At 44.6% G+C, this 13137-nt stretch carries 15 protein-coding genes; 14 read left to right on the top strand and 1 reads right to left on the bottom strand.

Features of this window, described 5'->3' with window-relative positions:
- Positions 1-4 precede the first annotated feature (4 nt).
- From K0036_RS14840 to K0036_RS14795, 9 genes are all read left to right on the top strand, one after another.
- The gene (locus tag K0036_RS14840) at positions 5-634 is read left to right on the top strand and encodes an ABC transporter ATP-binding protein (protein ID WP_220430080.1); all 630 of its coding nucleotides are present in this window, start codon (positions 5-7) and stop codon (positions 632-634) included.
- 230 nt (positions 635-864) lie between these two features.
- Positions 865-2292, top strand: coding sequence for a Cys-rich peptide radical SAM maturase CcpM (gene ccpM / locus K0036_RS14835; RefSeq protein ID WP_220430079.1), 1428 nt, complete (start codon positions 865-867; stop codon positions 2290-2292).
- On the top strand, positions 2289-3356 hold the full coding sequence (locus K0036_RS14830; protein WP_220430078.1) for a hypothetical protein: 1068 nt from the start codon (positions 2289-2291) through the stop codon (positions 3354-3356). The genes ccpM and K0036_RS14830 overlap by 4 nt, the downstream gene beginning before the upstream one ends.
- Positions 3357-3372: 16 nt before the next feature.
- Positions 3373-3636, top strand: coding sequence for a hypothetical protein (locus K0036_RS14825; protein ID WP_220430077.1), 264 nt, complete (start codon positions 3373-3375; stop codon positions 3634-3636).
- A gap of 53 nt (positions 3637-3689) precedes the next feature.
- Positions 3690-3881, top strand: a complete 192-nt coding sequence (locus K0036_RS14820; RefSeq protein WP_025642485.1) for a hypothetical protein — start codon at positions 3690-3692, stop codon at positions 3879-3881.
- Positions 3882-4107: 226 nt separating this feature from the next.
- Positions 4108-5604 carry an ABC transporter permease gene (locus tag K0036_RS14815; RefSeq protein WP_220430076.1) on the top strand — a complete coding sequence of 499 codons (1497 nt, stop codon included), beginning with the start codon at positions 4108-4110 and terminating at the stop codon, positions 5602-5604.
- Positions 5605-5608: 4 nt separating this feature from the next.
- A complete protein-coding gene (locus K0036_RS19170; protein ID WP_259283317.1) occupies positions 5609-6976 on the top strand; it encodes an ABC transporter permease in 1368 nt (455 codons plus the stop codon).
- 145 nt (positions 6977-7121) lie between these two features.
- The gene (locus K0036_RS14800) at positions 7122-7418 is read left to right on the top strand and encodes an ArsR/SmtB family transcription factor (RefSeq protein WP_220430075.1); all 297 of its coding nucleotides are present in this window, start codon (positions 7122-7124) and stop codon (positions 7416-7418) included.
- Between the two features lie 95 nt (positions 7419-7513).
- Positions 7514-8530, top strand: a complete 1017-nt coding sequence (locus K0036_RS14795) for a permease (RefSeq protein ID WP_025642493.1) — start codon at positions 7514-7516, stop codon at positions 8528-8530.
- A 12-nt stretch (positions 8531-8542) separates the two neighbouring features.
- Here K0036_RS14795 and K0036_RS14790 read toward each other — a convergent pair whose 3' ends face one another.
- The gene (locus tag K0036_RS14790; RefSeq protein ID WP_334300876.1) at positions 8543-8731 is read right to left on the bottom strand and encodes a LysR substrate-binding domain-containing protein; all 189 of its coding nucleotides are present in this window, start codon (positions 8729-8731) and stop codon (positions 8543-8545) included.
- 70 nt (positions 8732-8801) lie between these two features.
- Between K0036_RS14790 and K0036_RS14785 the strand changes: the two genes are divergently transcribed.
- The 5 genes from K0036_RS14785 to K0036_RS14765 all read left to right on the top strand — a co-directional run bounded on the left by K0036_RS14785 (position 8802) and on the right by K0036_RS14765 (position 13122).
- Positions 8802-8948 carry a hypothetical protein gene (locus K0036_RS14785; protein ID WP_227035844.1) on the top strand — a complete coding sequence of 49 codons (147 nt, stop codon included), beginning with the start codon at positions 8802-8804 and terminating at the stop codon, positions 8946-8948.
- A gap of 199 nt (positions 8949-9147) precedes the next feature.
- Entirely contained in the window at positions 9148-9525 is a 378-nt protein-coding gene (locus K0036_RS14780) for a DUF5391 family protein (RefSeq protein WP_029467197.1), read from the top strand.
- A 31-nt stretch (positions 9526-9556) separates the two neighbouring features.
- A complete protein-coding gene (locus K0036_RS14775) occupies positions 9557-10459 on the top strand; it encodes a LysR family transcriptional regulator (RefSeq protein WP_220430074.1) in 903 nt (300 codons plus the stop codon).
- A gap of 258 nt (positions 10460-10717) precedes the next feature.
- Positions 10718-11959 (top strand): MFS transporter, encoded by a 1242-nt coding sequence (locus tag K0036_RS14770; RefSeq protein WP_220430073.1) that lies wholly within the window; start codon positions 10718-10720, stop codon positions 11957-11959.
- 14 nt (positions 11960-11973) lie between these two features.
- Complete coding sequence (locus tag K0036_RS14765) at positions 11974-13122, top strand: iron-containing alcohol dehydrogenase (RefSeq protein WP_025642501.1); 1149 nt, start codon at positions 11974-11976, stop codon at positions 13120-13122.
- Positions 13123-13137 lie beyond the last annotated feature (15 nt).

The following is a 13137-nucleotide window of genomic DNA, read 5'->3' as shown; positions in this document are numbered from 1 at the left end:
GGATATGGCAGTTTTAGAGGTAAGAGACGTAGGTTACTATTATTATGAGAATAAGAAGGTGCTGGATGGGATCCAGCTGGAACTGGAACCGGGAAAGTTCTACGCCATATCCGGCCCATCCGGCTGCGGCAAGACGACGCTTCTATCCCTGATTGGCGGGCTGGATGAACCAAAGGCCGGGCAGATACTCTATGAAGGGGAGGATATTCAGAAGAAAGGGCTGGCCTATCACCGGAAGCATCATGTAGCCTTTGTATTCCAGAATTATAATTTGATCGAGTATATGACACCGAAGGAGAATGTGCTGCTAACGGCAAAGGAAGCACCGATGCCGGTGCTTGACAGTCTGGGAATCAGCGAGGAAGAGGCCAAAAGGAATGTTCTGAAACTGTCTGGCGGGCAGCAGCAAAGAGTGGCAATTGCAAGAGCGCTGGCAAGCCAGGCGCCGATCATCCTGGCTGATGAGCCCACCGGGAACCTGGATGAGGACACGGCAGCGGAGATTACGGAGATCCTGAAGGATAACGCCCACAGGCTGAACCGCTGCGTGGTAGTCGTTACTCATTCAGAGGCAGTGGCGAAGGAGGCAGACGAAGTGTTCAGGCTGAGTCACGGGAAGGTAATAAAAGAATAATTTAGAAAAGATGATATAAACGTCCGCATCTGCGAGGGAAAAGCAGATGCGGACGTTATTTTTATGCAAGTTTCAATCGTAAGCGTTAGTTATACATAAAAAGCGGCAGTTGTCTATTAAGGCTTGTGAATAGTTGGATAATTGTGTTAAAACATATATAAATGTAAGAAAATTAGGGAGCATTCAGAGAAGAATGATAAACTTATCAGAGAATACGTGGGAGGAAATTGATGGAGAAGTCTATTATTTTTAGGACATTTAGAACCTACAGAAAAAATTACGTTTATGACAGGCATATGAATGCAGTGATTGCTGTTGATGAAGATGAGTTCAATGAACTGCGGAAAGTAGAAAAGGCAGAACTTGCGGCGGAAAAGAGCGCTGTGATAGCCAAGTACCAAAAAGAGGGGCTTTTCAAGCCCAATGTCGTTGAGAAAATATGGCATCCGCAGACGGATATTGTAGAGCATCACACAGAAAAGAAGTTGCAGCAACTGACCCTTCAGGTAACGCAGCAATGCAACCTGCGATGCGAATACTGCATTTATTCCGGAATCTATGATGGGAACCGTACGCATGCCAATAAAAGGATGAACTTTGAAGTGGCGAGAAAGGCGATAGATTTTTTCCTTGAGCATAGCATAGAGACTTCGGATGTAGTAATTGGCTTTTATGGAGGGGAGCCCTTGCTTGAATTCGAACTTATCAGAAGATGCGTGGAATATGCCAATGAAAGATGCGAGGGGAAACGGATTCAATACAATATCACAACAAATGCGACCTTGTTAAAGGGTGAGGTGGCGAAGTTCTTAGTAGAACATGATTTTGATGTAAGTATTAGCCTGGATGGCTCGAAAGAAGAACATAATGCCAGCCGGAAGTTCAAAAATGGCGAGGGGTCTTTTGATGTTGTGATCCAGAATTTAAAAACAATGATGGAGAAGTACCCGGAATTTGAAAAAAGGCGTATTAGCATACTTACTACAGTGAACCCCTACATGGATTTGGGATGCGTGCTTGACTATTTTAAGACAAGCGACATCCTCGGGGATAAAGCAATTATGTTTAATACGATGGTTCCAACGAATTTAAAAGAGGATATTCCATATGGAGAATCCTATTTTGAGATACGTAGATTTGAATATGTCAAGACATTATTCTACCTGGCAGGAAAATTGGACAAAGAATATGTCAGCAAGCTGACATCCAGTTCGGTAGATAAGGTGATGAAAATGAGAAAAGCATTACATGGCAGATTCGAGCTGCCACCAGTAATTCACCATGGAGGGCCTTGCATGCCGGGGGTATTGCGACTATTTGTAAGGTGCGACGGTGCGCTTTTCCCCTGTGAAAGGGTGAACGAGCAACTGGAGTATTATCAGATTGGCACAGTGAATGATGGATTTAATTTAAAAAGAGTAAAAGATTTATTGAATATAGGGAAGATAACGGAAGAAGAATGTAAAGAATGCTGGAATTTAAGACAATGCATTATATGTTCTAATCAAATTGAATTTCATGGAGCCGATCATCCAAGCAAAAAGAATAAAATGGCTGAATGTGAAAAAGGAAGAAAAGATACGGAATTCGACTTGTACGAGCAATGCGTGCTGGCTGAGTTTGGATATACAGATAGCAAGGAGGGATTGCGATTATGAAAAAAATAGTAATATTTCCTTACCATCCGGATATAGAGACCTTGCTTCAATGGCTGGGAGAATTAAAAGACGTCAGTTTATATGGAGTCTGCTCTTTTAAAGAGGATTCAATAATGACAGATAGAATCAATGCTGTTTTACATAATTCCAGACAGATGGAAGAGATAATGGATCAAGGCGATGTGCTGCTGATATTAGATAATTATAGAGACCTAAGGAACGACAAGTATTATGAAGTGATTGGCAAGGCTGTTGAACTTGGGAAAGAAGTATGGATAATGCCACAGATTGCAAAAGAATTATCTTTAGACTGCTACAAGGGTAAATATCAAATATTGCAGAAAAAGCCTAGATTAGATATCGAGCAGCCGGTAATGTATTTTGATAGAAAGTACCCCATTGACGTTCCGGTCATAGCGGTAGCGGGGGCAGGAAAAAACAGCGGCAAATTTGAAGCCCAATTACTGATAAACACATATTTGGAAAAGGAAGGGTATAAATCAACCTGGGTATCTTCGAATGACCTTGGCTGCATATTTAACAGTTATAGTACGCCTGACTTCTTGTATAGAGATGACTATTCCTTTGAAAAGAAGATTATCCAATATAATCACTTTATTCATAATCTTATAACTTTAGAAGAGCCAGACGTATTATTAATTGGTATTCCGGAAGGGATAGCGGCATTTGAGGTAAAAGAGACAAATCATTTTAGCGAATATCCTTTGGTTATTGGAAATGCGGTAAGCATAGACAGCGCGGCTTTATGTATGTATTACATGAATATCAACAATCGAAGCGCAGTTAAAGAGATCTGTGATTTCGCCAATACAAGATTCTCAATTCCTGTTGATGTTTTCTATATTGGAAGGAATACGTTCGAAGAGGATGAGGTTAAAAATGAACTCACCTTTTCCTTTCTGGATGAGGGGTATCTGGAACGGCATTATACAACAAAGGACAGTGTCGATGATTCAATCTATTGTTTATGGAAGAAGGATGCTGCAAATGCTTCCGTAAAACGTATAATTGAAAAATTACAGTCAAATATAGATGCACTATAGTCAGGAGAGAGCCAATATGCAATATACAAAAAAAGAGATAATAAGTATAATTCAGAATACTGTCAGAGAAGTAACGAAGGTCAATGTGGATTCCGATAATGTGAATCTGCTTAATTTACAGCTGGATATTCATCCTGCTGACTTTCTGTATATATTTGATGAGTTAGAGCGGAGATTAGAAATACCGGTCACAGAAGTTTTGAAAGGGTATGATTATTCTATTTTCAGAGTTGATAAGTTAAGCGATGCTTTTATGGAGATGCTGGAATGTAAAAAATAGTTACCGACACCATGTGCATAAAATCTCATAATAAAAAGGAGGAGGCAGAGAATATGAAAAAACTTAAAAAGAACTTTTTAGACAAGAAATCCACGGTTGAAGCCATGACAGACTCCTGTATAGGAAGCTGCTCGTGCAACACGATGTCCTGCATAGCCTGCGGCAGCAGTTCTACTCAGTATACCAAGGTTTTTACCAGTGAGAATAACTCTCGCAGAAATACGTTTAAAAATGCTGCATGGTAGAATAATATTTAATTCATGAATTAGAAAGAAAAGCACGTGGTGATGGGGCAAAAGGGCAAACTAATGCCCTTTTGCTGATTAATTCCCCCTTTATTAAAAGGATATTGATTTTGAGACGATTAACATCTTGCGGCAGTTATTTCTTATATTCAGATAGTATGCTAAAATAGAGGCAAGGCAGACGTGCAATGATTATTAGACTAATTTTACAATTGGAGGGAATGATATGGGCGTTTTCAAAAGGGCATGTCTTTATATCTCCAGAAAAAAGGCGAGAAGTTTTCTCTTGTTTCTGATTATGCTGCTTATGGGACTTTTTATGCTGGTGGGCGTTCTGATCCGTTCCAGTGCGGCAAAAGCCGCGGAAGACGTGAGAAAGTCCATAACCACGGGCGTTGTATTCCAGTTAACCGACATTTCAGGAGATTCTATATATCAGCTGGTTCCCAATGAGGAGGGGGAGATGGTACGAACCTTAAAGGTGCCATTGCTTACGCGCTCAAAACTTAAAGAAATTCTTCAGATAGATGGAGTGCAGGGCTATTATACGCAAATGGGACATGAAACGCTCTATACCGGGCTGGATGTCCATCCGGGAGGCTATTCGAATAGTCCGGACACTTTGGCGGAGGATGGCACAGATGCAGAGGGCCAGTCAGAGGAGGACGCTTACAACTTTGATGTATATTCTCATGTCAATGGCTTTTATCTGGTGGACGAGGGGAAGTGGCATCCCTTCTTTATTAATGGAGCGCTGGAGTTAGTGGAGGGACGCAATATTGAGGCGGAAGATAGTGGAAAAGCCGTCATATCAGAAGAACTTGCGCGCAGAAACGGACTTGGCATCGGGGATGCGATAGAATCCCGCAATTTTGATTTTGTGACAGGAGAATGTTTTGGAAATTCTTTTAGGTCAGAAATTATAGGGATTTTTAAGATTAACTTTCAGCAAGATCTTTCGGAATGGACTTCGGAGGATGCCATATTGGCGAATGCCATATTTGTGGATCGGGAAATGCGGTACTGGGCACAATCTGAATTCAATAAGCACATTAACCGGCAGGTGCTTGCCAAAGAAAGTTATGAGACGCTGGATAATCTGACGGTCTTTGTGGAGGATCCGCTGATGCTGGATTCCGTCAAAGAGAAGATATTGGCTATCGACGGAGTAGACTGGAGCTACTATGACTTCAAGGAATACGACCATGACTATAAGGTGGCAGCAGGCCCGTTGAATATGATGGTAACGCTGTCCACCATTCTGATAGCAGCCATGGCTATTGGCCTTCTGATCGTCCTGTCTTTGATTCTGACCATGTGGATAAGGGGCAGAAAGCGGGAGATTGGAATACTATCGTCGCTGGGGATAAAAAAGCAGGCAATATTGGCACAGTTCATCTTAGAAAGCTGCCTGGTGGCCGTGGCTGCATTTCTGCTGGCAGGAGTGCTCGCAAAGCCGGTGACAGGCGTGATGGGGAATGGTTTGGCAAAATCAGTGAACGCAACGATTGGCGATCAGCCCTATGAGGTGAAAAATGATAACCTGACAGAAATACAGGTAAATAAAGTCCCTACGGAGCAAGTGGCGTTAAAATATGATCTGATGCCGGGGACGATAGTTCTGGTATTTTTTGTTATGCTTCTGGTGACGATGATTTCTGTGAGCATCTCGTATCTGCGTATCAGCGGGCAAAGGCCGCGGGACATATTGAAGGGGGAATAAAGATATGAAGGCTTGGCGCAGGGCATTTCTTTATGTAACACGGAAAACAGGGAAGATGGTGTTGCTGTTGGTGCTGTTTTTGACGATCATGACGCTGGTTCTTGTGGACACGGCTATCAGCCAGGCGTCAGAGGGAACCGCAGCCAGACTCAGGGAAGAGATTGGCGGATACTTTAAGGTTGCGACCGACTATCAGAAGATGGACATCCTTCAGACGGTGGATCAGTCTCTGATCGATCAGGTGATGCAGATTGATGGCATTAAGGCTTATAATGCGATGGCGACCTACTACTTGACGGTTCCGGAACTCGTGCTTAAGGCGGGAAAGTTTTCAATGGAAGCGGACAGCAAGGCCCAGATGGCCCGTTTGTTGGGGAATTCGGACAGCGCGCTGAATGAGTATTTTATGCTGGATCTATTTCATCTGCAGGAAGGACGGCACATAGCACCTTCGGATGTCGGGAAAGCGCTGGTTTCCGGCGAACTGGCCCAGATAAATTCTCTGGAGGTAGGAGATTCATTTTCTGTGGCTATAACAGAAGATGACAATCCGGGCAGCAGTGCGTCCGGAACCACTTTCCAATTGGAAGTGGCGGGTATCTTTGAGGAGATGCAGGCGGAAGGAAGCAGCGCGGATACGCCGGAATGCGACCTACAGGCGAACTTTATCTTTATTGATTCTGCAACAAGCCAGGCTATAGGAAGCGCGCTTCAGGAGAAGAAGGAGATTGATTTCAACGGAGGCGCAGCATTCTTTGCAAAAGATCCAAAGAATCTGGATAATATAACAAAACAGGCAGAGAAGTTAAAAGGCATAAATTGGGAATCATTAAAACTCACTGTGAATAATACTGCTTACCAAAAGAGCGTGGAGCCTCTGGAGCGCCTAAGCGGCATAACTTCCCTTGCGTCATGGCTGATTATGGCAATCAGCATAGTACTGTTGTCCCTGCTTCTGGCTCTTTGGGAGCGGGATCGGATTCATGAGGCAGGAGTACTGATGTCATTCGGGATCTCCAAGAAAAATATATTCTGGCAGCATTTTCTGGAATGTGCGGCAGTGTTCCTGCTTGCGTTCTGTCTTTCCATAGGAGTATCTTATCCTTTGGCCGGGCAGATTGGGAAAAGGCTGTACAATGATTCTGTCGTCAAGACAGAGCAGCGTTTAGAAGAAGAGACGAGTTTTTCTTTTGATCGCCCGATTGATATGGATGCGGTAGACGTGGATGTGCAGTTGAATATGGAATTAAATCCACCAGCCGTTCTAGCGGCAGGTGGGATGGGACTGCTTATCGTGGCATTGTCAGCGGGCTTATCCTTTCTGGTGATTGTAAGATGCAGGCCCAAGGAACTGCTGACCGTGATGGAGTAAGGAAGCAATTTGCTTAAAAGAAGATAAGGATGATGAAAATGCTGGGCATTAAGTTCATATCAAAAAAAGTTGATATAACTATTGACAGGTTTCGTAAGAAGGTGTAGGATATATACATCAAAAAAAATTGATGTGAGGGCGGATTATGGAAAAGGAATATACAGAAGACGCAAAAATATTTAAGGCCCTATGTGATGAAAAGCGGCTTAAGATTATAAGCCTGTTAAGAAGCGGAGAGAAATGTGCCTGCGTTCTGATCGATGATATGGGCATAGGCCAGTCCGCATTGTCGTATCACATGAAGATATTATGCGAGTCAGGCATTGTGGACAGCAGGCAGGAAGGAAAGTGGACGCATTACAGGCTAAGCGCCTCAGGAAGAGACCGCGCCTTAAAACGTCTGGCAAAGCTTACGACGCCCGACTTGAATAGCGAGGCATAAGGTTATGAAAAGGCCATCTGAAGATGGCTTTTCTAAAGCCCTATACATCAAAAAAAGTTGATATGAAAATTGGAGGTACAATTGGAGGTACAATCATGGAGATATTAAAAACAGTTCTGCTATTTATACAGGATCAGATTCTTGGCATGGAATGGCTGGGGGAAATGATAGGCAGCCTGCTGGCTGGCGCAGGCATGGACATTAACGCAAGACTTGGAGGGAGCATTCAGTTCTTTCTCTATGATGTGATCAAGATTACGGTATTGCTATGCTTTTTGATTTTTGTCATTTCTTATATCCAGAGTTATTTTCCGCCGGAGAGAAGCAAGAAAATATTGGGACGTTTCCACGGCATTGGTGCAAATGTGGTATCAGCGCTGCTGGGGACGGTGACGCCTTTCTGCTCGTGCTCATCCATACCGCTGTTCATTGGATTTACCAGCGCTGGGCTGCCCCTGGGCGTTACGTTTTCCTTCCTGATTTCCTCCCCGATGGTGGATCTGGGAAGCCTTGTACTGCTGATGAGCATATTTGGAGCGAAAGTCGCAGTTTCTTATGTGGTAATTGGCTTGGCTATCGCAGTTATTGGAGGAATGCTGATTGAAAGAATGCATATGGAACGTTATGTGGAGGATTTCATTGCACAGGCGGGAAATGTGGATATCGATTCGCCAACGCTCACGAAGAAAGACAGAATCCAGTTTGCCAGGGAGCAAGTAGCAGGCACCTTTAAAAAGGTATTTCCTTACATCCTTATTGGCGTAGCCATAGGAGCATTCATACACAACTGGATTCCCCAGGATCTGATAGAAGCAGTGCTGGGGAGCGATAATCCATTCGGAGTAATCCTTGCCACTTTGGTTGGAATCCCCATGTATGCCGATATTTTTGGCACCATTCCGGTTGCGGAAGCGCTGCTTTCTAAAGGGGCGCAGCTGGGGACAGTGCTTGCGTTCATGATGGCAGTCACTACATTAAGCCTGCCATCCATGATCATGCTTAGAAAAGCCGTCAAGCCCAGGCTGTTGGCGGTGTTTATCGCAATCTGCACGGTCGGGATTATTGTTGTAGGATATTTGTTCAATGTGTTTCATGCGATGATGATTCTCTAATTATAACGGGAATTAACGGTATTCCAGGTATTCCAGGAACCGACGCACGGCCAGAGAAGCAGTTTTTCTATTCCTCACCGCAAAACAGATATTGCGGCTGGCAGGTACATCCAGTTCCTTTGTGACAATATGATATGGAGTTCTTTTTAGAATCAGCTGATGCAGCATACTTATGCCGAGGCCATTTTCCACCATGGACATAATGGCATAGTCATCCCAGGTAGTAATACGCGTCTGAGGCTTTAAGGAATACTGGGAGAAGACGATTCAGGTGATTTTTGACCAGGAAGTTGCAGATTCCGAATATTATGGCTGCAGCGACGGGACGACAACAGGATATATGAAGGTGAAGACGGAAGATATATTAACTAAGATTCTGCCGCATTCCAGGCATAAATATAAAGTGATAGGTATTTAAAAGCACATAATAATGAATTGACAATGGATCCTGCCATAATTTATTATGAGAATAAATATAGCGTGGAAGAGGAGTTTACCTTCCTTTTTTGCCAGGATACCGTATGTTAGTGCCCTCCTTATTGTATAGAGACTTTCATTTTCCTAGAATAAAGGAGAATCAAAGATAGCAACGATGAGACATTATGGAGGGTAACTATATGAAAAAGACAACGGTATTAACGATCATCCTGGCATTGATCTGGTGTATGATAATCGTGCTGGCAACCTTATCTCCCCTTGCGCAAACCGGCGGTACTTCAAACCAATTTGGAGACATGGGGATGTGGGCTGATATCGGATTGATTTTAGTCCTTTTCCTTTTGCCGCAATATTTTTATGATAAGGGGAGCAAAGGGGCAAAAATAGTTTTAGCTGTTATAATTGGAACATTTATTTTGGGAGTTATGGTAATTTTCGGATTAGTTGGTTTATTTTTGCTTAAAGGAGTCAGCATTTCGCTGATATTGATTGCTATATTGAGCGTATGCTATCTTCTGCTCAGTATCGGCTGGTATATACTTTCTTTCCGGAATTGACAAATGCTCGACAACAGAGGGGGATCAAGATATGACGTTGACACAATTGAGATATTTCTGCGAGGTTGCCAAGACCAGGCATTTCACTGCTGCCGCAAACAACCTGTACGTCGCGCAGTCAAGTTTGAGTTATGCAATCCGCGAGTTGGAAGCCGAATTGGAAGCGCCGCTTTTTATCCGGCGTCCCAATAAGAGGATTGACCTGACCGAGTTTGGGCATGCGCTGCTTCCGTATGCGGAAGCGGGAATCAAGATGCTGGAAGATGGCAAGAACGAGGTGGCCAGCATGAGAAGCCCTATGCGTGGAAATGTCAAGATAGGGTTCTTCTTCAGCATTGTATTCACGGTGATTCCGTATCTTGTACAGCAATTTAAGGAAGATCATCCAGACAGCCAGATTGAATTTGAGACGGAAGTGTACCATAACTGGGCGGATCTAAGGGAACTGCTCCTGCGGGGAGAATGCGATCTTGTCATATCCGCGGGAAACATTGGATCGGGGTGCGAGTCTGCGCTGATTGGCAGACACAGGATCGTGCTGATCGTCCCGAAGAGCCACCCTCTGGCACAAAAGGAGTCTGTTTCCTTGTCAGAGATTGAGAATGAGAAACTGATTGCTATCGATGCGAACAGCAATATGGATCTTGCAATTAAGGAGATGTTCAAGGAAGAAGGACTGACCCCTCGCCTGACTTACGTATCCGACTGGACCTCCCAGCAGTTGTCCGTATCCGCGGGAAACGGGCTGGCGCTTTCAGCAGATGTTCCGGTGGACGAAAGGTATCTTACGAAGGTGAAGCTGGACAGCCCTAAGTCTGTTCTGCCTTTATACCTTACCTGGCCGTGCAACCGGAAACTGTCTCAGATCACCGCATTCGTAAGGGATTACTTTAGAGAATTGTCCGATACGCTGCTGAAGGATATTATCTTCTGACAAGTACTGAATATGGTAATGATAGACAAAAGCAGGTTGGAAAAATCGTTTTCCAGCCTGTTTTTTTGTGCATTTTTTGAGGATAGAAATTTTCGATGGCGGGCCGCTAGTTTCTATATTGGACTTTTCCGCCGGGCCAAAATTATAATGAGGGTACAAAGTGTTAAGGTTTTATCAAATACACGTAAGCTTCGCGAATGCTTATCATTTCAGACTAGTGAAAAAATGTCCAAGAAAGGGAAAAGAGAGGAAAACAAGATGACAAAACAACAAAAACAAATTACATGGGCGATGAACATATACGTTTCATCCATCCTGATGTACTACATCACGCAGAATGTAAAAGCATACATAGGCCTAAGCTATCCGGAGGTCTCTGATGTGACGGTAACTTCGCTGATCACGATTCCTACCATGTTTGCCTTAGTATTTTCATTCATAATCGGGCCATTGGCCATGCGGTTTAACAAGGTAGCGCTTATGACTATCGTCATGTGCTGCATGGGAGCTTATTCATTGATCTTCTTCTTCAACGGGCTGATGCACGGGCCATTCTTCCTGTATACAGTCGCATGTGCTTTGGCGGGATTCGCCCAGGGAGGGTTTGCGCCGCTGATGAATACGATTATCGGAGAAAACTTTGAGTCAGATGCCAGGGCCGGAAGAATCGCGGTCTATAACGTTGCCAACAACTGCGGGGCATTCGTGATCTTATTCTTAAGCGGTAGGATCGGCGCCGGAAACGATGGCGGGAACTGGCCGTTTGCGTATCTGCTCGGCCTGTACTGCTTCGTGACCACGGCAATCTTCCTGGTGATGATTAAAAAAGCCGGATACAGCGATAATAAGGCCGCAAGAGCGGAGAGAAGAGCAATCGCGGTAGAGAATAATGTGCCGGCGCCCAAGTTTAGCGAGGTGCCTAAAAAATCTTTGATGTTCATCATCGGCATCGGGCTGCTGCACTGCATTTTCTATATTGGGATTAACGCCTACTACACCAATGTATCCAACTACATTATTACAGAGCATCAGCTGGGCTCGTCCGTCCAGGCAGGCAATGCTACCTCGCTGGTAAGATTTACGCTGATCGTGATGACATTCTTATATCCATTCTGGAACAAGATTCTGAAGGATTGGATGATTCCATGCGGATACGCGCTTGCAGCCATCGGCCTGGTATTCATGCTGACCATGGATACCACCATCTGGGGAATCTACATCTGCGCGTTTTTCATCGCATTTGCCACCAGCATTGCCCACAGTACCATCTATTCAAAGGCACTGAACTATGTGCCGGACAGTATTGCGGCCATATCCTCGTCCCTGATGTGGGGGATTGCCAATGTAGGGCCATTCTTCGCAACCTATATCCTGGCAGCAATCTCTGCCACGCTTGGCGGAGGAATGGCAACGCAGATCAAGGCAGGCATCGGAATCCTTATATTCACAACGATCGTAGCGATTCTGGTATTTGTTGTTAATAAGCCAAAAGAAAAGTAAAGGAGGTTATGATTATGAAATCATTTCGTTATGACACGCAGACGTGTATCTATTATGGGAGAAACTGCTTAAAGGAAAATGCAGATAAGCTGGAAGAGTTCGGAAAGAAGGCAGTCATCGTCACCAGCAGATTTGTAGAAGGCTGCAGGAATATTGCCCTGGAAGATCTGAAAGAGGTCTTTGAAGGCCTGGGGGTAGAGTATGTCGTCCTTGACGACGTGATGGAAAACCCTCCGGTAGAGAATATCGTATCTATGCATGAGAAACTGGATGGATTTGTTCCGGACTTCGTATTCGGAGTAGGCGGAGGCTCGGCAATGGATGCCGCAAAGGCTTTGACCCAGTATATCAATGACGGGCCGGGCGATGCATATGAGATCTTTTTCTGGCCAGGAAAATTGCTGAACAACTATAAGAATATGTGCGATATTCCGGTGTTTACCATCCCTACCACAGCAGGAACAGGCTCCGAGGTAACCGGCGGCGCCGTGCTTACCAGGGCAGATAAGGATACAAAAGAGTCTATGAATATGTGGCTCTATCCGGAGATATCCTTTGTGGACCCAAGATATCTGGAAGACGCCCCATTATTCCTTCTGGATACCGGAGCGATCGATGCGCTGGCACATGGCGTGGAAGGATGCCTGCACAAGGACGCCAATGTGATGAACCGGGCAATCTCCAATGCGGCATTCGCGCTGTTTGCCGAGTTCAAAGATGACCTGCTAAATAACACGCTGTCAGAAGAGCAGTATGATAAGATGAGCGCTCATTCATTGATGCAGGGCGTGTCGTTCATGCAATCCTGCACCACGGTGCCCCATGGTCTTGGATATCCGCTGTCCCAGTATAAGCATGTATGCCATGGGCTTGCCTGCGGAATCTTCCTCGGGGAATATCTCAAATCCTTCAAAGACCAGTCGTTGGTACAGCCAATCGTGGAGGCTTGCGGATTCAAGGATACCTCTGACTTTGCAGACTATGTGAGGAAGCTTACCAACCGGGATGTACAGATTGAGGTGACAGAAGAAGAGATCCAGAAATGGACGGATATGTTTATGAAACAGCAGACTTGGCGTCTGGAAGCGAATCCGGAAGAATTGACAAGAGAAGATATTTACCAACTGTTCAGGACCTCTCTGGCAGCATACATCAAGGATTAAGAAGGAGTGGCAATT

The organism is [Clostridium] scindens, assembly GCF_019597925.1.
Classification (GTDB): Bacteria; Bacillota; Clostridia; order Lachnospirales; family Lachnospiraceae; genus Clostridium_AP.
This window is presented reverse-complemented; position numbering and strand designations above follow the sequence as displayed.